Origin of the sequence: Clostridium perfringens ATCC 13124, from assembly GCF_000013285.1 — a bacterium.
Lineage (GTDB): Bacteria > Bacillota > Clostridia > Clostridiales > Clostridiaceae > Sarcina > Sarcina perfringens.
The window spans coordinates 1,840,448-1,862,482 of the sequence record NC_008261.1 but is presented as its reverse complement, the minus strand read 5'-3'; the positions used below and the strand labels follow the sequence as shown (position 1 = coordinate 1,862,482).

Sequence of the window (22,035 nt, the reverse complement as noted above, 5' to 3'; positions counted from 1 at the left end):
AAAGTTGAGGTGGATAAGATGGGAAAATTTGAAGACAAAAAGCAATTAAGATGTTCTTTTTGTGGTAAAAATCAGGAACAGGTTAAGAGATTAATCGCAGGTCCTGGTGTATATATATGTGATGAATGTATAGAGCTTTGTTCAGAAATAATAGAAGATGAATTTGAAGGAAATACAGAATCATCACCATTAGAAGCTAGCAATCTTCCAAAGCCACAAGAAATCAAAGACTATTTAGATCAATATGTTGTTGGTCAAGATAGAGCTAAGAAATCTTTAGCAGTAGCTGTTTATAATCATTACAAGAGAATAAATGCTAATAAGGCAGAGGATGATGTTGAATTACAAAAAAGTAACATACTTTTATTAGGACCTACAGGTTCAGGTAAGACATTACTTGCGCAAACACTTGCTAAAATGTTAAATGTTCCATTTGCTATAGCAGATGCTACAACATTAACAGAGGCAGGATATGTTGGTGAAGATGTTGAAAATATACTTTTAAAGCTAATTCAAAATGCAGATTATGATGTTGAAAGAGCTGAAAAAGGTATAATATATATAGATGAGATAGATAAGATTGCTAGAAAATCAGAAAATCCATCTATTACAAGAGATGTTTCTGGAGAGGGTGTTCAACAAGCCTTATTAAAAATATTAGAGGGAACAACAGCTTCAGTACCACCACAAGGTGGAAGAAAGCATCCACATCAAGAGTTTATACAAATTAATACTTCAAATATTTTATTTATTTGTGGTGGAGCTTTTGATGGAATAGATAAAATAATAGAAAAAAGAGGAACTAAGAGTTCTATAGGTTTTGGCGCTGAGGTTAAAGGAAAAAGCGAAAAGAACGTTGGAGAACTTTTAAAGGATATAATGCCTGGGGATTTATTAAAATTTGGTTTAATACCAGAATTTGTTGGTAGATTACCAGTATTAGTAACTTTAGAAGCTTTAGATAACGAAGCTTTAGTAAGTATTTTAACTAAGCCAAAGAATGCTCTAGTAAAACAATACAAAAAGTTATTTGAGCTTGATAATGTAAAACTAGATTTTACAGAGGAAGCTTTAAAAGCTATTGCAGATGAAGCTATAAATAGAAAAACTGGTGCTAGAGGATTAAGAGCTATAGTAGAAGAAACTATGATGGATATAATGTTTGATATACCATCAGAAGAGAATATTGTAAAAGCTACTATAACTGAAGAGACAATAAAAGATAGAAAAGATCCAGAGCTTGAAAAGCTTCCAGAAGGAGAAGTTAGACCAACTTTAAAAACTGAGAAGAAAAATAAAGCTAGAAAAGATATAGAAACTGCTTAATAGAAAAAGATGCATACTATTTATGCATCTTTTTTATTTTTTATGGAGTTTTTGGAATATCATCACAAAAATAGGTAAATACTAACCGTATAGAACGGGAGGTATTAGAGATGAATACTTATACATTTATAATGTTTCTACAATTACTTATGTCAATTTTATTCTATATATATATGAGCAAGTCCTTTGCGAGTAAGAAGAAAGATAATAGTGTTTTAGAAAAAGAAAATGAAAAAGAAATGGAAAAATTAAATAAATTAAGAATGATAAAACTGACAGAACCTTTAACTGAAAAAAGTAGACCAAGTAATTTAGAAGAAATAATAGGACAGGAAAAGGGAATAAAAGCTCTTAAAGCAGCACTTTGTGGGCCAAATCCACAGCATGTAATAATATATGGTCCGCCAGGGGTAGGAAAAACTGCAGCTGCTAGAATAATTTTAGAAGAGGCTAAGAAAATGGCAGCATCTCCTTTTAATAAGGACTCTAAATTTGTTGAAATAGATGCCACAACTTTAAGATTTGATGAGAGGGGGATAGCAGATCCACTAATAGGTTCCGTTCATGATCCAATATATCAAGGAGCAGGTTCCTTAGGGATTGCAGGGGTTCCTCAACCTAAGCCAGGAGCTGTAACAAAGGCTCATGGAGGAATACTTTTTATAGATGAAATAGGAGAACTCCATCCTATTGAATTAAATAAACTTCTTAAAGTTTTAGAGGATAGAAAAGTTTTTTTAGATTCAGCCTATTATAGTTCAGAAGATCCCAATACTCCTAGATATATAAAAGAAATATTTGATAATGGATTACCAGCAGATTTTAGATTAATTGGTGCAACTACAAGAAGTCCAGAGGAAATAGTGCCAGCTATAAGGTCAAGGTGCGTAGAAATATTTTTTAGGGGGCTAACTGTTGAAGAGATTAGAAAAATTGCTTTAAATGCCACAAATAAGGTTGGTTATAGAATAAGTGATGAGGGATTAGACATAGTATCTAGATATTGTACTAATGGAAGAGAAGTTATAAACTTAGTGCAATTATGTTCTGGCCTTGCAATAAATGAAAATAGAGATTACATAAAAGAGAGTGATATTTATTGGGTTATTGAAAATGGTCAATATAATCCTAGAATGGAAAGAATGATAAATGATAAACCTGAAATTGGGTATGTAAATGGCTTAGCTGTGTATGGAGCTAACAATGGAGCTTTAATGGAAATAGAAGCTACAGCAAAGCTATCAAGTAATAGTATAGGTAGTATAAAAATTACTGGAATAGTTGATGATGAGGAACTAGGCGGTGGAGAGAAGAAAATAAAGAGAAAAAGCACAGCATATTGTTCTGTACAGAATGTATTGACAGTATTAGATAATATATTTAATTTAAATTCAAAGGCATATGATATACATGTTAACTTTCCAGGCGGAATACCAGTAGACGGTCCATCTGCTGGAATAAGTATAGCTACAGCCATATATAGTGCCATAAAAGGAGTGCCTGTAAATAATAGAGTGGCTATGACTGGTGAGATATCAATAAAGGGAAAGGTAAAACCAATAGGGGGAGTAAATGCAAAGATATTAGCAGCAAAGAGAGCGGGAGTAGAATTGGTAATTGTTCCAAAGGAAAATTTAAGTAGTATAACTAGAGATATTGATGGAATAAAGATAGTTGGTGTTAAGAAAATTGAAGAGGTGTTAGATCTTGCACTTTATGAAGAAGAATGTATAGAAAAAGAGAGTTTAATAATTAAAGATAATAGGGCATTTTTTGGTGCTGGTGCCTTAAATGCAGAATCTATAAAGAAAGCTAACACTTAAAGTGTTAGTTTTCTTTTATGGAATTAAATAAGCTTGAAAAAAACTTGTAATATGTGTATACTTGTTAAAGACTATATATTTATATAATATGTAGTTATTAATTTTTTTGGAGGGGATATTTATGAAAGAAGATAAATTAATTCTTCCTTTAATTCCTCTAAGAGGTCTAACTGTATTTCCTAATATGGTTATATACTTTGACGTTGGTAGGGAAAAGTCAATAGAAGCTGTTGAAAAGGCTATGGCAGGAGATCAAAAAATATTTTTAGCAGCTCAAAAAGATATAGAGATTGACAATCCGAGTGAAGATGACATCTTTAATATAGGTACAATCTGTGAAATAAAGCAAATTGTAAAAATGCCAAAAAACACTATAAGAGTTTTAGTAGAAGGTATTGAAAGAGCAAAGATGGATGAATTCTTTGATAAAGAGGAATTACTTGAAGCATCAATAGAGAAAATAGATATTGATAATGAAATTGACCATGAACTTGAAGCTTTATCAAGAAAGTTAAAGGATGATTTTTTTGAGTTTTTAGATATTACAGCAAGTAGTGGAATAAATGGTGTTGATTTATTTGATAATCTAGAAGAAGAAAAAGATTTAAATAAGGTTACAGATTTAATTTCTTCATATGCTCTTATAAAACAAGAGGACAAGCAGGATATTCTTCAAACTTTAGATTTAAAGAAAAGAATAGAAAAATTAATATTTTATGTGAAAGAAGAAATTGAAGTAGCTAAAATAGAAAAAAGAATTGGAACTAAAGTTAAGAAGAAATTAGATAAAGGCCAAAGAGAATATTATTTAAGAGAGCAAATGAAGGTAATCCAAGAGGAACTTGGAGAAGATGATGATAATAAGAAAGCTATAATTGAGTTTGAGAAAGTTATAAATGAGAAAAAATTACCTAATCAGGTTAAGGAAAAAGCTCAATATGAAATTTCAAAGCTTAAGGCATCATCTCCATATTCTCAAGATGGAGGAGTTACAAGAACTTACTTAGAAAATTTATTAGACATGCCTTGGGGAGAATTTACTGAGGATACTTTAAATATAAAAGATGCGAGAAAAGTATTAGATAAAGATCATTATGGATTAAAGGACGTAAAGGATAGAATTCTTGAATATTTAGCTGTAAAGCAAATAAGTAATTCATTAAGAGGACCTATTCTTTGCCTAGTTGGACCTCCAGGGGTAGGTAAAACTTCTATAGCTAAAAGTGTTGCAACTTCACTAAATAGAAAGTTTGTAAGAATGTCTTTAGGTGGAGTTAGAGATGAAGCTGATATAAGAGGACATAGAAGAACTTACGTTGGAGCAATTCCAGGAAGAATAGTTACTGGATTAAAGGAAGCTAAAAGTATGAATCCAGTATTTTTACTAGATGAAATTGATAAGTTAGGAATGGATTTCAAAGGAAATCCAGCTGATGCCTTACTAGAGGTTTTTGATAATGAGCAAAATAAAACTTTTAGAGACCATTATCTAGAGGTGGATGTTGATTTATCAGAGGTTATGTTTATAACAACAGCAAACTCTTTAGATGGAATTCCAAGACCTCTTTTAGATAGAATGGAATTAATAGAGGTATCAGGATATACTTATGAAGAAAAATTCAGAATAGCTAAGAAATATTTAGTACCAAAGGTATTAAAAGAACATGGTGTTGATAATAAAATAATAACTATATCTGATTCTGCTTTAAAACTTATTATAGATAGTTATACAAGAGAGTCTGGAGTAAGAAATCTTCAAAGACAAATAGCTAATGTTATAAGAAAAGGAATAAAGGATATAATAGAAAAAGATAAGAAAAATTTAAATATATCTACTAAGTTAGTTGAAAAATACTTAGGGCCAAAAATCTTTAGCTATGAAGAAATTGATAAGGAAGATAAGGTTGGAGTAGTTACAGGAATGGCTTGGACTGCTTATGGTGGAGATACTTTACCAGTAGAAGTAATGGTTATGGATGGTAAGGGCAGATTAGAGCTTACTGGACAACTTGGAGATGTAATGAAGGAATCTGCAAAAGCTGCATACTCTTATGTGAGAGCTCATATGAAGGAATTAGGAATAAAGGATGAGTTTTATTCTAAGAAAGATATTCATATACATGCTCCAGAGGGTGCAGTACCAAAGGATGGTCCTTCTGCAGGGGTTACTATGACTACTGCCTTAGTATCAGCATTAACTGGTAAAAAAGTTAAACACAATGTTGCTATGACTGGAGAAATAACTTTAACTGGAAAAGTTTTAGCTATTGGTGGTTTAAAAGAAAAATGCTTAGCAGCAAGAAGAGTAGGAATTGATACGGTTATAGTTCCTAAGGAAAATGAAAAAGACGTAATTAAACTTCCTAAAATAGTTAAGGATAGTTTAAATATAATACTTGCAGATAAAATTGATGATGTATTAGAAAATGCATTGGTTGGAGTTGAAAAATAATGAAAATAAAAAGTTCGGAATTTATAATATCAGCGGTTAAGAGAGAACAGTATCCTGATGATAACCTACCAGAAATAGCTTTTGTTGGTAGATCAAATGTTGGTAAATCTTCTATAATTAATTCATTAACTAATAGAAGAGGCTTAGCAAAGGTAAGTCAAACTCCAGGAAAAACTAGATTAATAAATTTCTTCTTATTAAATAAAGATTTTTATTTAGTAGATTTACCTGGTTATGGATATGCAAAAGTATCTAAAAAAGAGAAGGCATCTTGGGGTGCTACAATAGAAAGATATTTATTAAATAGAGGACCTTTAAAGAAGGTTGTTTTATTAGTAGATTGTAGACATAAGCCTACTGCTGATGATGTTCAAATGTATGAATGGATAAAGCATTATGGATATGAAGTTGTAGTTATTGCAACAAAGAGTGATAAGATATCTAATAATCAAATAGGAAAAAGCGAAAAGCTTATAAAAGAAACTCTAGGATTACCTAAAGATCACAAACTTAAGTTCTTCTCTTCATTAAATAAAAAAGGAAAAGATGAACTTGTAGATTACCTTTTTGATGATTTAGTTGAAGAAGTTTAATTTCATAAATTAAATATAAAATTAACTTTTTAGATGTTTCTAGAATATAGTATTAAAGAAGCTGTGAAGATTTTATCTTCGCAGCTTCTTTTTTTGAAGTATATGCCCTTTTATCAATATTTATTACAAAAAGTAGAAAATATTCCATAAATATGTGTCAAAAATTTGTGAAGAGAATACTATATAGTATAAAGAAAATATATGGAGGTAACATTTATGGACTTAAATGAAATCTTAGAAGGAATGTCAAATGACAATTGTGGTAACTCAGGATGCTGTAATACTTCAGGATGTGGAAATTCTTTTGATAATTGTGGACAATCTGTAGGAGGAGTTAATAATTTTAACGGATTTGGAAATAACTCTTGTGGTGGATTTGGAAACAATTGTGGTGGCTTTGGAAATAACTGCGGAGGATTCGGAAATAACTGTGGTTTTGGCTTCGGTGGCGGAATATGGACATTAATTTGGTTATTCTTATTATGTGGTGGCGGATTCGGCGGAAATGGCGGATTCGGTGGAAATAGTAACAGATGCTGTTGCTGCTGTGAAGATGAATGCTGCTGTGGAGGCGGAAATGGTGGATTTGGATGTAACGCTATAATATGGATAATTATTTTAGCAACTTTATGTGGTGGCTTCGGAAATAATGGCGGAAACAATAACTGCAATGGATTATTAGGTAATTGTGGATGTTAACAAAGGCTTAGAAAATAGAAAAGGAGTAAAGAGAAATGAGTAGAAAGAAAAAATGTTGCTGTAATAGTCATGAAAACTATAGTAGACATGGCGGATGTACAGGAATGGATGCTTGTACAGTACTACCAACTCTTTTAGTTTTACAATGTTCAGGTTTATTATGTAACGATAGAGCATATATCTTAATTTTATTATCATTACTATGCGGTGGATTTAATGCTTGTGGATGCAACAATAATAGATGTTGCTAATAGAAAAAGGAGTGAATTTTTATGAGTAGAAAGAAATGCTGCAAATGTAGATGCAGATGTAAATGCGAATGCAAATGCAAAGGCAAAAAACATGATTGCTGCAGTCAACAAAGTAGAAATACTGGTTGTTCAGGATTTAATGCTTGCACAACATTACCAACATTGCTAATACTTTGTCAATCAGGTTTATTATGCAATGATAGAGCATATATCTTATTCTTATTATTCTGGCTATGTGGTGGTGTAAACGCAAATAGCTGCGGCTATGAATGTTGTTAGAATAATTTTTGGAGGGTTTTTTAACCCTCCTAAAAAAATAAAAAATTATAGTACATATACATAAATTTATTAAGGAGGATAGGAGATGTCAAAGCGTAGACGCAAAAATAAAGTTAGTGAAAATTCAAATCAAGGAAATTTTATGGGGGGATTAAATCCTCAGATGTTAGATATGTTAGGACTTGGAGATGTTGATGTAAACAAAGTATCAGAAGTTCTATCTTCTATGGGCAGTGATGGATTCGATATGAATTCTATAAATTCTATTTTAAATAACAAGGATGGAGGAAAGAATAATTCTTCTAAGAATAAAAGTAGTAAGAAAGGAAATATGAATAATAATAATCCTTTATCAGCTATTATGGGAGATGGAAACCCTATGGGGGATTTAAGCTCACTTATGGGATTACTAGGTGGCGGAGCACAAGGAATGAATCCAATGGGTAATATGGGGAACTTAGGAGCTATTGCTAATATGATGGGTGGAAATATGGGAGGTGGAAATTTAGGAGCACCAAATAATGTAAGTGGTGATACAAGTATGGATCCAATAGTTACTATGATACTTTCCCTTAGAAATTTTGTTGATCCTCAAAGAGCTAGATTTTTAGATAAGGTTTTAAAGATGTATAAGGAAGGAAAAATAACTTATTAGATTTATATACTTAATTTAAAAAAGAGATTTATCAAAACTTGTATATGAAATTTATAAATATATTATGAGAAATTCTTAACTTTGATCAAATTTTATTTATAATTTTTATTTATAAGTTATTTTGATAAATCTCTTTTTATTATTTATTAATATTTAAATTTATGGAACTTATTAAAAATGTATCATTAATTTTTTCTAATTGAATTATGAATTTAACTTGTGATTTATTATTAGGGTTTTCTTTTGGGATTTTATTAAAGTTTAAGGTCCAAGAGCAATTAGTGGCTTCTCCAGTATTATTCCAAGCTATATCCATAAAGAAAGCCTCTTGAAAGTCATAATAATAAGACTCTTTTTCTAATCTCCATATTTGAGATAGATCTTCTTTAGAAATATAAGTTGCAAATATATTTGGAAGTTCAGATATTTCATAATTTAAAGATATTATGTCTATAAAAGAAATTATAGAATATAGTCCAGTAGGTTCAACTGTATCATAGGATATATTTTTAAATTTTTTATTTAAAAGCATATATTTTTGAATATTTTCTTTACTATCACCTAAGGAAAAAGAAAGTATTTTAGGGGTTTTCCCATTATTTGAATCTACAATTCCTAATATATTGTTTGTAGAGTAAAATATATCTTCAAAGCCATTTCCAGTCCACTTAAATAAATGCTGTATAGAGCTATCTTCTTCAGAAGATTGAACAATTATCTCTTTAATATTATTTCTGTCTAAATCTAATAAGTTTAAAGTTATAGGACGATTAGGCGAAAAGTTACCTAGAGAATTAATTGTTTTATTTGGAGTTAATTCATAACTTTTTTCATTAATAGTTGCATTTATTATATAATTATTTTCACTTCCTAATTCTATATATAAACAATCTTCTTTCCCATCACCATTTAAATCTGACTTTATAGTTTCTTTAATAGTATTTTCATTAATAACAGATTTAGTAGAATTATCTTTAAAGGTAAATATTAAAGTAAAGGAAATTAAAATAATAGTAATAAAACTAAGATGTTTTATTAAATTATTTTTGTTTTTTAAAGTCATAAAATCACCTCAAATAGATTATATGCATATAATCTATTTTTTATTATTATTGTAATTTTTTTTTGCACTTTGAACAAAATATACTAAGGGTGGTGATTAATATGCTTTATAAAACTCATCTTGAAATAGGAGAAAATACATTTAATACTATTGAAGGAAGAGGAAGAAATTTAATTGATAAAAAAAGTTTTTTAAAAGGAAATGTTCTTCCAGATATTTCACCTAAATATAGGTTGAAAAAACATGGCAGAAAACAGTTTGAAGAGATTATTGATGAAAAGGTAAAAGAGCTAAGTAGGTTAAGTAGTGATGAAATAATAAATCATTTAGGAAAAGAAAAATTTAGTATAGAGTTAGGAGTAATATGTCATTTTCTATGTGACTTTTTTTCTTTGCCTCATGATGAGGAATGGGGTTTTAAGGAGAGTGTAACCTTAAAGCATGTGTTATATGAGAAAAAGTTACATAAGGTTTTTAGTAAAGATATAATAATAAAAGATAGTTATAAAATACTAGGAAACTCAGATTATGATGTGTTCTTTAAAAATGCTTTAAAGAAATATAGAGATGTATATGGACATAGAAATGATCTATTTTTTGCAATGTATTTAAATAATTCAGTTGTTAGATATGTTTTAGAATCCATAGAAGAAAATGATAAAATAAATCTTTCAAAAGAAAAACACATTGCTTTTTAATAATTGAAGCAAATATTACATATTATTATAAAAAGGATAAATGGGAGGAACTTAATATGATAATATTTGCAAAGAGGATTAATATAAAGGGAGTTATATATAATTTAATGAATTATAATGAGTATAATAAGAGAAAATATAGCTCTTTTTATAGATAAAAGTAAGTAAAACTTATATTGTTTTTAGAATTATAGATATGGGATAGTATAGAGTACATAAATCCTATATCTTTTTTTATAATCTTATTAATAAGGTGTAAACTTGAAAAAAGTATAACTTAGTATATACTTAAAAGTATAGATATATACTTTAAGGTGTATTTAAAGTTTTTATAAGGAGACAGGAAAATGAGAATAAATAGAAATGATTTATGCTGGTGTAACAGTGGTAAGAAATATAAAAAATGTCATATGGAATTTGATGAGAGAATAGAAAATTTAGCTAGAGAAGGATTTGAAGTTCCTACTAGAGATATAATAAAAAATGAAGAACAAATAGAAGGTATAAGAAAAAGTGCAGAAATAAACAATGCTGTTTTAGATTTAGTTGCAGAGAAAATAAAAGCAGGTATGAGTACTGAAGATATAAATAAAATAGTACACGATTATACTGTAAGTAGAGGAGCTATTCCAGCACCACTTAACTATGGTGGATTCCCTAAAAGTGTTTGTACTTCTATAAATGATGAGGTTTGTCATGGAATTCCTGATGAAAATATAATTCTTAAAGAAGGAGATATAATAAACGTTGATGTATCTACTATATATAATGGATATTATTCAGATGCCTCAAGAATGTTTATTATTGGAGAAGCTAGTGAAAATGCAAAAAGATTAGTTAAAGTAGCTAAAGAATGCTTAGAAAAAGGTATTGAAGCAGTTAAACCTTGGGGATTCTTAGGAGATATAGGAGCAGCAATTCAAGAGCATGCAGAAAAGAATGGATATTCAGTGGTAAGAGATTTTGGAGGTCATGGAGTAGGATTAAAATTCCATGAGGATCCATTTGTATATCACTATGGAGATGCTGGAGAGGGTATGGTATTAGTACCAGGTATGATCTTTACAATAGAGCCTATGATAAATGAAGGGAAATATGATGTCTTTGTAGATGCAGAAAATGATTGGACTGCCTTAACTATGGATGGATCACTTTCAGCTCAATGGGAGCATACAATACTAGTTACAGAGGATGGAATTGAAATAATAGCTAAATAATAAAAATTTAAAGCCTTCTAATTAATTTTAGAAGGCTTTAAAAATACATACTTATTGGTGCTATTAGTACAGCTGGTGATTTAACTTTAGGTTCTGGACATTTAGGAATTGGTATATTAAGATTTTTCAATAAATCTAAATAAGGTTCAATTGACTTTAATAAATCAACATAATAATTTTCCTGTGTAAGCTTTCTTAATAAATTTATACAATCATTATTATTTGTACAAACTTTAATAACTTTTCCTAAGACATTGCAATTACAATTACATTTATCAAAGACATAACAATCTCCATTTAAAAAGTATTTTGAATTGGTATTAAGTATGGCAGTATAGCCAGAACAATTCATAATTATATCTTCAGTTGAATTTAAAGAGAGTTTATCTTTAATTGTTTTTAGTAAATTTAATATTATAGAAAAGTTTAAATTGCCTAAGTTTTTATCTTTTAAAAGGGAGTCTAATATGTCTAAGGGAAAGCATTCTATTAAGCTTATTATTGAATCTAAGTAAGAAGAGAGTGAAGTTTCTGTTATGCATCCCTTTGTTCTTATAAAATCTCCTTCAGAAATATGAGAATCAACTAAATGAGAATTTTCAAGATCCTTAATAACTTTTGATGTAGTCATTCTTTTAAGCATAGTATTGTGTATTTCAAAAGAGGTATAAATTCTTTTTATTTCTTCTTCAGTTCTTCCAAATAGTCTATTTTCTATGCTTCTATCATTTCCATAACAATTTGTTTCATTAAAGTCATTTGATCTATTACTAGTTTTAAAACCCTTATTATACATTCGACTTTTTCCATCACTACAGAAGGTTTTATTATTTTCATCTAAGTGAATTCTTCCAGATAAGGTGTTGTCACAAATTCTTTTAGAAGTACGTATATCTATATATCCATTTAGATATACAGAAGATAGACTTTTTATTAAATATTCATCTATGTATATAAAAAGATTTAAAAGATCATTCATTATTATTCTCCTAAACTAACTTGATCATATTATAATTTATATTATGAATATTACTTTGCTATGAATATTAAATATAAAAATAAAATAAACTTAAAAATTTTAAAAGTATTTTTAGAATGAAAATTTACAAGAATTTATATGGAAAAATATGTATTGACAGAAATGAACAGTTAATATATAATAAAAATGTTCAAGCCGAAGTGGCGGAATTGGCAGACGCAGCGGACTCAAAATCCGCCGAGCTAATACTCGTACGGGTTCGAGTCCCGTCTTCGGCACCAAACACCTGAATATTATCAGGTGTTTTTTTTATTAATAAGATAAATATAATCTTTAGTATTGAAGGATTGGTATAAAAAGCTTATAATACAAAATAGAAGTTTTAAAAAGTAAAATTAAAAAAATATTTAATAAAGTTAAGTGGAAACTGAGAATATATATGTAAAATTATAGTATTATATAATAAAAGGGTCTTAGGAGGATATATGCTTATTGCTATTTTATTATTATTACTAAGTATTTTTAACATATTTATAGGAAAAAAAGTGAAGGATAAAAATCTAGCTCATCTTTTATCAGGTTTTGATAAGGAAAAAGATGATTTAGAGTATGTAAGTAGTGTCTTAGGAAATACCTTTAAGTGGATTGGAAATTTAGGGGTTATAATTACAGCTATTTATTTGATTCTAATTAATAGTATTTCAGTAGGATTATACTTAATTTGTTACGTAGGAGTTATAATACTATTTACAGTTAATCTTACCTTTAAAACAGATAGACACAGAAGAAGTAAATTAAAAGCATCAAAATAAATTAAAAGTACTAAAAGCTAAAATCTTTTAGTACTTTTTTAAATTACTTTAAACTTTGCTAAATTTTAATCAAAATATATGATTTTAATTTATAATATTGAATATGGAATAAAGTTTATAATATAATAAACTTTGTATTAATTCCCAATAGAAAACTTCAATTTATTATTTTACAGTTTAAATTTTTGAAATATTACGTTTATATAATGTTAATTTGGTAATAATTTAAAAGATTAGTCTGTTTAATAAATAATTGGAGGTATGTTTAGGTGAAACTTAAAAGTTACATATTAACAGGAGTTATTATTACATTAACAATAACTAGTTTTTTTATAGGAAGAAGCTATGAGTCTTACAAATTGAAAGCTTTAGAGGTGAGTAATGTAAGTTCTAATGAAGAGATAGATAATGAGAATAAAGAATCAAATAAAGAAGAGCTTAGTGAAGAGCAGCTTCGTATTAAAAAAATAATTTTAAATGATAAGGATGGATTGTTTAAGGTTGTAAATAAGGAAAACTCAATAGATAAAAGTTATAAGCCAGAAGAATTAATTATTCCAAAGGTTAATTTTGTAGGTTTAGAAAATGAACCTAGAAACAGAGTTAGCAATGTATTAAAGAAAGATTTAGAAAATCTTTTTAGTGATGCAAAAAAATCTGGGTTAGACTTATACCTTTCTTGTGCTTATAGGTCTTATGAAGAGCAGGAATATTTATATGGCAGAGCTTTAGAAAAAGAGAAGAGTGATTCAAGCAATCTTGTGGCTTTACCAGGAACAAGTGAGCATCAATTAGGATTAGCTGTAGACCTTACTACTAGATCTATAGGGTTTCAATTAGAAGAGTCTTTTGAGGATACAAAAGAAGGACAGTGGCTTTTAGAAAATTCTCATAAATATGGTTTCATTCTAAGATATTTAAAAGGAAAGGAAGATATAACTGGGTATAGTTATGAACCTTGGCACTATAGATATGTTGGAGATTTAGAAGTAAGCAAATATTGTTATGATAATAATCTTACATTAGAGGAATTATATGATGAATTGGATATAACAAAATAATATATAAATATAAGATTTTAAAGGAGATATTATTTTGTTTATAAAAATATAATCAAATATGGTCTAATAGGATATAATATAATCACAAGATGAAGTGATTATATGAGAAAATATTATAAACCTAAAGAATTTGCAGAATTATTAAATGTATCAGTTATTGAGCTGAAAAGGTGGGATAATGACAGAAAATTAAAAGCATTTAGAACTCCTACAAATAGAAGATGCTATACTTATGAACAGTATCTTGAGATACAGGAATACATAAAGAAACAAATAGTAGAAAAATAGTTATTTATACACGAGTTTCAACTTCTAACCAGAAAAATGATTTAAAAAATCAAGTTGAATTTCTTAGACAATATGCTAATACTAAAGGAATAATAGTAGATGAAGTTATAGAGGATTATGGAAGTGGACTAAAGTATAATCGTAAAAATAGAATAGACTTATTGATAGTTGTATGACAAATGAGATAAGTACAATTATTATAACTGATAAAGATAGATTTATGAGTTTTGGATATGATTGGTTTGAAATTTTTTCAGATAAATTCAATGTAGAGATTATAGTTGTAAATAATGAAAGTCTTTCTTTCACCACAAGAAGAATTATTCCAAGATATAATATCAATACTTCATATTTTTAGTTGTCGCATATATGGATTAAGAAAATATAAGAAAAAAATTAGAGGGGATGAAGAAGTTGAAAAGAGCATACAAGATAGAAATTAATCCTACTGATGATCAAAAATCTAAAATACACCAAACTATTGGTGTATCAAGATTTATATATAATTTCTACATTGCTCATAATAAAGAGATTTACGAGAAAGAAGGAAAGTTTGTTAGTGGTATGGACTTTTCAAAGTGGTTAAATAACGAATATATCCCAAATAATCAAGATAAAAAATGGATTAAAGAAGTATCTTCTAAAGCTACTAAACAAGCTATTATGAATGGAGATAAAGCATTTAAAGATTTCTTTAAAAAAGCTAAGGGTTTTCCAAGATTTAAGAAAAAGAAAAATCAAGATGTAAAAGCTTATTTTCCTAAGAATAATAAGACAGATTGGACTTTAGAAAGACATAGAGTCAAAATACCAACTTTAGGATGGGTAAGATTAAAAGAGTTTGGATATATTCCTAAAAATTCAGTAGTTAAAAGTGGTACAGTAAGTCAAAAAGCTGATAGATATTATGTATCTATATTGGTTGAAGAAACATATATAAAAATATCTAATCCCAATAATGAAGGTTTAGGAATTGACCTAGGTATTAAGGAATTTGCAATATGTTCAAATGGTAATAAATTTAAAAATATAAATAAAACTTCAACGGTTAAGAAAATCGAAAAGAAGTTAAAAAGAGAGCAAAGAAAACTTTCAAGGAAATATGAAAGTTTAAAAATAAGAAATAAAAATATAAAAGAAGGGAGAGCTACTCGTCAAAATATTCAAAAACAAGTAGTCAAAGTACAAAGACTTCATCAGAGATTAGCTAATATACGAACTGATTATATAAATAAAACAGTATTTTCAATAGTTAAGCAAAAACCAAGCTATATAACAATTGAAGATTTAGCAGTATCCAATATGATGAAGAATAAGCATTTATCTAAAGCTATTTCAAGTCAGAAGTTTTTTGAATTTAAAACTAAACTAATGTCTAAATGCAAACAAAATAATATAGAACTTAGAATAGTTGATAGATTTTATCCATCATCAAAGACTTGTAGTAATTGTGGAAAGATTAAGAAGGATTTAAAACTATCAGATAGAATTTATAAATGCGATTGCGGATTTACTATTGATAGAGATTTAAACGCAAGTATTAATCTTAAAAATGCAAAAGAATATAAGATAGCTTAAAATCAAAAGCACTTATATATGTACGGAGGGCTAACTTCGGAATTTAAGCCTTTGGAGAGCCATACAAAATCGTAGTAGCTTAGGCAAGGCGAGGCTTTATGAAGAAGGAATGATCTCGATATGGATACATTTGACCATATTTTGAGTAGCAGATAGGCTATGTATGTGATTAACTTTATAAGAGGGTTTTTAATGGCTTTAGCAGATAGTGTTCCAGGGGTTTCTGGTGGTACTATAGCATTTATAATGGGATTTTATAATAAGTTTATAAGTTCATTAAATGCTTTAACATCTACAAAAAAAACTGATGTAAGCAAAAAAGATGCTATAATATTCTTATTAAAATTAGGAATAGGTTGGATAACTGGTATGGTTTTATCAATATTATTTATAGCATCAATATTTGATAAAGAAATATATAAAATCAGTTCTTTATTTACTGGATTTATAATATTTTCTATACCAATAATAATTAGTGAAGACAAAGAATCATTAAAGAAAAACTATGGATACATAATATATGCTATTTTAGGAATAGCTATTGTTGCTGCAATAACATATTTTAACCCAGCTACAGGAAGTGCAAAAGGAACAAGTTTAGTATTAAATGAGTTTTCATTACCACTTGCACTATATGTTTTCTTTGCTGGAATGATTGCTATATCAGCAATGGTTTTACCAGGGATATCAGGATCAACATTACTTTTAATATTTGGTCTTTATGCACCTGTTGTAAATGGAGTGAAAGAAGTTTTAACATTTAATTTTAGTTATTTACCTATGCTTATAGTTTTTGGACTAGGGGTAGTTGTAGGAATAATAACTACAATAAGATTAATAAAATTCTTACTTTCAAATTATAGGTCTCAAATGATTTATTTTATAATAGGATTAATGATTGGATCTATATATGCAGTTTTTATGGGACCAACTACATTAGAGATTCCAAAGGCTGCTATGAATTTAAGTAGCTTTAATTTCCTATTCTTTATTATAGGAGGAGCTTTAATTTTAGGATTGCAACAGTTAAAAGGATACCTTGAGAAGAAAGAAAAAGTTTCTAATATATAAAAAATATATAGTAGCTGTCATTACGTAGAAGTAATGACAGCTTTTTCTTTAATATTGTAGATTTTTAGAATATAATAAGAGAAATAGAGGATTGTAGTCATTTCTTAATTAAAAATTAACCTTAAAGCCTTTGTTATACTAAATTTTTTATAGTATATTATTAATAAGCTAAAAATTTATTTATACGGAGGGATAAGCAATGTTTTTAAAAGAGTTAAATAAAGAACAAGGATTAGCATTTATAAATTTAGTAACTGAATTTGCTTTAGCTGATGAGAATATAAAAAAAGAAGAAGAAGATTTAATTCGTATATATCTTAAGGAATTAGATTTAGAAGAAGAGAAATTAGGAAATCTTTCATATGAAGAATCAGTAGAAACTATAAAAAATTCATCAGAAAAGGTTAAAAATATTGTTTATTTTGAACTTGTCAGAATAGGACTTGTTGATGAGGATTGTGATATAGAAGAAGTTGATTTCTTAGAAAAAATAAGCAAAGATTTAAATATATCAAGAGCTAAAAAAATACAAGTAGCTAATTGTTTCTATAACTTCTCAGAAAAAGATGGAGAAGAAAAATTAGAGGAAATGGCAAAAGATATAATAGGATAATAAAAAAAATAGAATCGGCTGTATCAAAATATAAGAATAAAAATTATTTTGGTATAAGCCTTTTTTATTTAATTATATGGAAAAATATGTATAATGGGGTTATAATTGAATTATAAAGTTATTAATAGGGGGAGAATATATGGGAAGTAAAGTTTTTGAGAGAAAAAATAGAGTTTATGATTTAAAATATAGTGATGATATAAGTAAAATTTGTAAACCTTATAAAATAGCTTCAAATATAGCTTGGATTGTAGTTGTAATTGCATTAGTAGAGCCTAGAGTTTTATTACCTACTTTTTTATTAAGCTTATTAATGTTTTTAAGTAAGAAAATGAAAGTATCATGGAGGGTAAGTACTTTTTTAGAAAAGGTGAGAAATGGAAGAGTCGATGAAGGAAAAAAGATTTTAAGTAAATTACAAGGGGATATAGAGGATCCTATTTATAAAGAACTTAAAGAGTTATTAAAAATATAAAAATTATCATTGACATAGAGGATAAAAGAATTAAAATAATTTAATAGGAACAGGAGATGATAATTAAAATGAATAATAAATACATGGTGGTAATTTCTTTAGATGCAGTATCTTCAAAAGATATTGAAATAATGAAGGAGTTACCTAATATATCTAAGCTAATGAAAGAAGGGTCACTTATAAAAAATGTAGAAACAATATATCCTTCTTTGACATATCCAGCTCATGTATCCATTATTACTGGGAAATATCCAGTTAATCATGGAATAACAAATAATATAGTATTAAATTTTAAGGATGAAAATCCAAATTGGAACTGGTACGGAAATAAAATAAAGGGAGAAACTCTTTTTGGACTAGCTAAGAAAAATGGTCTTACAACGGCTTCAGTGGTTTGGCCAGTTACAGGAAAAATGAAAATAGATTATAATATGCCAGAAATATTTGAGACAAAACCTTGGCATAATCAAATAATTATGTCTGCTTTAGCTGGAAGTAAAGTTTATCAATTTAGTATGAATAAAAAGTTTGGTTCTCTTAGAAAAGGTACAAAAGAACCTTATTTAGATAATTTTGTTACAGCATGTGCTAAGGAGACAATAAAAAAATACAAGCCTAATTTAACTATGGTCCATCTAATAGATGTGGATTCTCATAGACATGATTATGGATATGAAAGTTTAGAAGCTTTAGAAGCTTTAAAAAGACACGATATTAGAGTAGGAGAGATAATACAGTGTTTAAAAGAGGCAGGGATATATGAAAACACAACATTGATTTTACTAGGAGACCATAGTGCAATAGATACTCATAAGGTAATAAGGCTTAATAGTGCCTTTAGGGAAGAAGGATTAATAGAATTAAAGGATGGAAAGCTTAAAAGCTTTAAAGCAATAGCTAGGGAATGTGGAGGCTCATGTTATATTTATTTAGATAATAAAAATAAAGAAGATGAGAAGAAATGTTTAGAGATCTTGAAAAAGCTTAAGGAAGAAGGAGCTTTAGAATACATATTAAATAAGGAAGAGGCCATAAAAGTTGGAGCTAATGATCAATGTGATTTTATGGTAGAAGCTACTAGAGGATATTATTTTTCAAATGAATATGAAGGAAAAGTTATTGAGGAAACTAAAGATATAAAAAATAAACATACTTACAAAGCAGTTCATGGATATTCACCTAGAAAAAAAGATTATGGAACATTCTTTTTAGCTTTTGGAAGAGGAATAAAATCAGGTGTTGTTTTAGAGGAAGGTAAGCTTATAAATCATGGACCAACCTTAGGAAGAATATTAGGTTTTAATTTTCAAAAGGCAGATGGAATAGTTGAAGAGAGGATATTGAATCTGTAATAATTTTCTATGATTTTGAATAAAATAATTAATTGAATAAAATTGTTGAAATTGTCGCAAAATTATGATATTTTAAAATAGTAGAAAAAATATTGCCAAAAATTATTTCATAATGTAGATATGTAATTAATTAAAAGAACGCTTAAAATAGCGTTTTTTTTGCTTTTAATAATAATTCTAGAAAAAAGCTCTATAATAAAAGTTGATTCTGAGCATACTAAATATATAATTTAAGTTTTATAAAAAGATAATAGTTATCTTTTTATAGATATAGCTAAGATGTATTTAGTTTTTTATATATTGATAAAATAAAAATTAGTTAAAATATAGATTAATGTTAATATTCTAAATAGGTAAATTAAGAATAAATTGTTAAAATAGTTAACGAAAGTGATATAATTATCTTTAGTAAAATTTATTTTATATATGGAGGACTAAAGATGAAAATACTAAAATGGCTTTTAATATTTATTCCTATAAGTATTATAGGTGAATTTATGCATTTTTCTCCAACTCTTATGTTTATATTATCTGCTTTGGCAATAATTCCTTTAGCAGGTCTTATGGGAGAGGCAACAGAGGAAATATCATTTTATACTGGGCCTAAATTAGGTGGTTTTTTAAATGCTACTTTTGGGAATGCTACAGAACTTATAATTTCATTTTTTGCATTAAAAGATGGTTTGTTTGATGTGGTTAAGGCTTCTATTGCAGGTTCTGTAATAGGAAACATATTATTAGTGCTAGGTGCTAGTATGTTAGCAGGAGGATTAAAATATAAAACACAAAGTTTCAATAAAAAAGTAATGGAAACTAGTTCAAGTATGTTGTTATTTGCTGTTATTGGATTAACAATTCCTGCTATATTTATGCATACAATAAAACCAGAATTTTTAAACACAAAATATGAAAGTTTAAGTGTAATAGTTGCTGTAGTAATGTTTGCTATATACATATTAAGTTTAATATTCTCATTTTTCACTCATAAGGATATATATGCAGTGGAACAAGATGAGGAAGATGGAGAAGCTAAATGGTCATTAAAAAAGGCCATAACAGTGCTTGTTGTAGCTACAGTAATAATTGCCATAGAAAGTGAATTTTTAGTTGGGGCAGTAGAACCAATGACAGAGACTCTTGGGTTAAGTAAGCTTTTTGTAGGTATAATATTAATTCCTATAATAGGTAATGCTGCAGAACACAGCACTGCAATAATAATGGCAATGAAAAATAAAATGGATGTTTCAGTGGAAATAGCTATAGGATCAAGTCTGCAAGTTATTTTATTTGTGGCTCCAGTATTAATATTTTTAAGTCTTATATTTAAGCCTATGAGCATAATATTTAATGCCTTTGAATTAGTAGCTTTAATAGTTTCAGTACTTATAGCTAATAGAATTGTTAATGATGGAGAATCAAATTGGCTTGAAGGGGTACAACTTTTAGCTGTTTACATAATAATAGCAGCTATGTTTATGATCGTTTAAATTAAAAGATTAATTAAATAAAACAGGTGAATTTTAAAAAGTACTTATAATATAAGATATAATTTCAAAAATTAAGAGGTTGCATATATAATTAATAATAAAAATTATGTATATGCAACCTATTAATTTTTTAAATTATAAAAATAAATTTTTAAGATTTTCTATAAGAAGTTTATTATCTTCAGGTTTTAAGACACAAACCCTAAAGAAATATTCATTTAAACCTTCAAAAGAAGAACAGTTTCTTATTATCAATCCTTTTTCTAAAAGTTTATTATAAAGTTCAGTAGCAGTGAATTTTTTAGATCTAATTTTACAAAGTATAAAGTTACTGTAACTTTCATATACCTTTAAGTCCTTTATTGAACTTAATTCTCTAAATAAATAATCTCTTTCTTCTTTTAACTTAGAGGTATTTGAAAGAATATACTCTTTATCCTTAAACATAATTTCTCCCATTGTTGTAGCAAAGATATTTATATTCCACAAATCAAGTTTTTCAACCATTGACTTTTTAATTTCTTTATTAGAAATAAGTCCATAACCTAATCTTATACCTGGAGTTGAGAAAAATTTAGAAGTTCCTCTAATTACAAATAGATTATTAAATATATCTACTAGTGGAGTAGAGGAGTAAATTTCAGGCTCTGTAAACTCAACATAAGTTTCATCAACCATGAATATTGATGAAGTATTTTTTAGTAATAAAGAAATTTCATCCTTTGAAAAGGCGAATCCAGTAGGATTATTAGGATTACAAATTATAACTAAATCAAACTTTGAAGAGTTTATGCTATCTATTAATTTGTTAACATCTATTTTAAAGTTATCTTCTTCTTTGGAAAAAAACTTAGTTATTTCACAATTTATCTTTTCAAGTTCACTTTCATATTCTGAATAAGATGGAGAAAGTAATAAAGCTTTTTTAGGGTTTATAACACTTATAAAAGAGGATATTAATTCTGTAGCTCCGCTACCAACTATAATATTTTCTTTTTTGCAATGACAATATTGAGAGATTGACTCCTTTAAATCTTTATATTTAGGATCTGGGTATATAGAAACCATATCAATATTATTTAAAATTGCATCTTTAGCTTTTTTAGATGCTCCAAAGGGATTTATATTTGAACTAAAATCTTTAATATCTTTTTTATTTATACCTAATTCATTTGATAAATCAAATAAATTAGCACCATGATTAATACTCATAAGTACCTCCTAAGTTTATATAACTTTTTATCTCTTATCTATAGTATAATT

General features: G+C 27.7%; 20 protein-coding genes, 1 tRNA gene and 1 pseudogene. 19 read left to right on the top strand and 3 right to left on the bottom strand.

Going from position 1 to position 22,035, the window contains the following annotated elements; genetic code table 11:
• Positions 1 to 18 precede the first annotated feature (18 nt).
• From clpX to CPF_RS07965, 7 genes are all read left to right on the top strand, one after another.
• Positions 19 to 1,326: an ATP-dependent Clp protease ATP-binding subunit ClpX gene (clpX, locus tag CPF_RS07995; protein ID WP_003448621.1), complete on the top strand. Its 1,308-nt coding sequence runs from the start codon at positions 19 to 21 to the stop codon at positions 1,324 to 1,326.
• Between the two features lie 110 nt (positions 1,327 to 1,436).
• Entirely contained in the window at positions 1,437 to 3,149 is a 1,713-nt protein-coding gene (gene lonB / locus CPF_RS07990) for an ATP-dependent protease LonB (protein ID WP_003460767.1), read from the top strand.
• Positions 3,150 to 3,270: 121 nt separating this feature from the next.
• The gene (gene lon, locus CPF_RS07985) at positions 3,271 to 5,601 is read left to right on the top strand and encodes an endopeptidase La (protein WP_003460768.1); all 2,331 of its coding nucleotides are present in this window, start codon (positions 3,271 to 3,273) and stop codon (positions 5,599 to 5,601) included.
• The gene (gene yihA, locus CPF_RS07980) at positions 5,601 to 6,194 is read left to right on the top strand and encodes a ribosome biogenesis GTP-binding protein YihA/YsxC (RefSeq protein ID WP_003448636.1); all 594 of its coding nucleotides are present in this window, start codon (positions 5,601 to 5,603) and stop codon (positions 6,192 to 6,194) included. The genes lon and yihA overlap by 1 nt, the downstream gene beginning before the upstream one ends.
• Positions 6,195 to 6,410: 216 nt before the next feature.
• Positions 6,411 to 6,893, top strand: coding sequence for a hypothetical protein (locus tag CPF_RS07975; protein ID WP_011590826.1), 483 nt, complete (start codon positions 6,411 to 6,413; stop codon positions 6,891 to 6,893).
• A 35-nt stretch (positions 6,894 to 6,928) separates the two neighbouring features.
• Positions 6,929 to 7,144, top strand: coding sequence for a hypothetical protein (locus CPF_RS07970; RefSeq protein ID WP_003460758.1), 216 nt, complete (start codon positions 6,929 to 6,931; stop codon positions 7,142 to 7,144).
• A gap of 364 nt (positions 7,145 to 7,508) precedes the next feature.
• The gene (locus CPF_RS07965) at positions 7,509 to 8,078 is read left to right on the top strand and encodes a hypothetical protein (protein ID WP_011010422.1); all 570 of its coding nucleotides are present in this window, start codon (positions 7,509 to 7,511) and stop codon (positions 8,076 to 8,078) included.
• A 139-nt stretch (positions 8,079 to 8,217) separates the two neighbouring features.
• Here the strand turns inward: CPF_RS07965 and CPF_RS07960 are convergent, their stop codons facing one another.
• Positions 8,218 to 9,141 (bottom strand): hypothetical protein, encoded by a 924-nt coding sequence (locus tag CPF_RS07960; RefSeq protein WP_011590823.1) that lies wholly within the window; start codon positions 9,139 to 9,141, stop codon positions 8,218 to 8,220.
• A gap of 101 nt (positions 9,142 to 9,242) precedes the next feature.
• Here CPF_RS07960 and CPF_RS07955 point away from each other — a divergent pair, with 101 nt between their 5' ends.
• Both CPF_RS07955 and CPF_RS07950 read left to right on the top strand, forming a co-directional pair.
• On the top strand, positions 9,243 to 9,839 hold the full coding sequence (locus tag CPF_RS07955) for a zinc dependent phospholipase C family protein (protein WP_003460916.1): 597 nt from the start codon (positions 9,243 to 9,245) through the stop codon (positions 9,837 to 9,839).
• Positions 9,840 to 10,186: 347 nt separating this feature from the next.
• On the top strand, positions 10,187 to 11,056 hold the full coding sequence (locus tag CPF_RS07950; protein ID WP_003466212.1) for a methionyl aminopeptidase: 870 nt from the start codon (positions 10,187 to 10,189) through the stop codon (positions 11,054 to 11,056).
• A 37-nt stretch (positions 11,057 to 11,093) separates the two neighbouring features.
• On the opposite strand, the gene CPF_RS07945 is transcribed toward CPF_RS07950, so the two are convergent.
• Positions 11,094 to 12,035 carry a DUF6414 family protein gene (locus CPF_RS07945; RefSeq protein ID WP_003472741.1) on the bottom strand — a complete coding sequence of 314 codons (942 nt, stop codon included), beginning with the start codon at positions 12,033 to 12,035 and terminating at the stop codon, positions 11,094 to 11,096.
• Between the two features lie 194 nt (positions 12,036 to 12,229).
• On the opposite strand from CPF_RS07945, the gene CPF_RS07940 reads away from it, so the two are divergent.
• From CPF_RS07940 to cax, 10 genes and pseudogenes are all read left to right on the top strand, one after another.
• A tRNA-Leu gene (locus CPF_RS07940) sits at positions 12,230 to 12,316 on the top strand.
• 204 nt (positions 12,317 to 12,520) lie between these two features.
• A complete protein-coding gene (locus CPF_RS07935; protein WP_003470421.1) occupies positions 12,521 to 12,847 on the top strand; it encodes a hypothetical protein in 327 nt (108 codons plus the stop codon).
• Between the two features lie 269 nt (positions 12,848 to 13,116).
• Positions 13,117 to 13,908: a M15 family metallopeptidase gene (locus CPF_RS07930; RefSeq protein WP_011590822.1), complete on the top strand. Its 792-nt coding sequence runs from the start codon at positions 13,117 to 13,119 to the stop codon at positions 13,906 to 13,908.
• Between the two features lie 102 nt (positions 13,909 to 14,010).
• A pseudogene (locus CPF_RS07920) lies at positions 14,011 to 14,639 on the top strand (IS607 family transposase).
• Positions 14,611 to 15,774, top strand: coding sequence for an RNA-guided endonuclease InsQ/TnpB family protein (locus tag CPF_RS07915; protein ID WP_003460029.1), 1,164 nt, complete (start codon positions 14,611 to 14,613; stop codon positions 15,772 to 15,774). The pseudogene CPF_RS07920 and the gene CPF_RS07915 overlap by 29 nt, the downstream one beginning before the upstream one ends.
• Positions 15,775 to 15,933: 159 nt before the next feature.
• Positions 15,934 to 16,845, top strand: coding sequence for a DUF368 domain-containing protein (locus CPF_RS07910; protein ID WP_003460063.1), 912 nt, complete (start codon positions 15,934 to 15,936; stop codon positions 16,843 to 16,845).
• Between the two features lie 199 nt (positions 16,846 to 17,044).
• Positions 17,045 to 17,458, top strand: coding sequence for a hypothetical protein (locus CPF_RS07905; RefSeq protein ID WP_003460053.1), 414 nt, complete (start codon positions 17,045 to 17,047; stop codon positions 17,456 to 17,458).
• Between the two features lie 139 nt (positions 17,459 to 17,597).
• Complete coding sequence (locus CPF_RS07900) at positions 17,598 to 17,933, top strand: hypothetical protein (protein WP_003460059.1); 336 nt, start codon at positions 17,598 to 17,600, stop codon at positions 17,931 to 17,933.
• 68 nt (positions 17,934 to 18,001) lie between these two features.
• Positions 18,002 to 19,285 carry an ectonucleotide pyrophosphatase/phosphodiesterase gene (locus tag CPF_RS07895; protein WP_041702701.1) on the top strand — a complete coding sequence of 428 codons (1,284 nt, stop codon included), beginning with the start codon at positions 18,002 to 18,004 and terminating at the stop codon, positions 19,283 to 19,285.
• 440 nt (positions 19,286 to 19,725) lie between these two features.
• The gene (gene cax / locus CPF_RS07890; protein WP_003470420.1) at positions 19,726 to 20,772 is read left to right on the top strand and encodes a calcium/proton exchanger; all 1,047 of its coding nucleotides are present in this window, start codon (positions 19,726 to 19,728) and stop codon (positions 20,770 to 20,772) included.
• A 135-nt stretch (positions 20,773 to 20,907) separates the two neighbouring features.
• On the opposite strand, the gene CPF_RS07885 is transcribed toward cax, so the two are convergent.
• Positions 20,908 to 21,984 (bottom strand): pyridoxal phosphate-dependent aminotransferase, encoded by a 1,077-nt coding sequence (locus tag CPF_RS07885; protein ID WP_003460055.1) that lies wholly within the window; start codon positions 21,982 to 21,984, stop codon positions 20,908 to 20,910.
• Between the last annotated feature and the right edge of the window lie 51 nt (positions 21,985 to 22,035).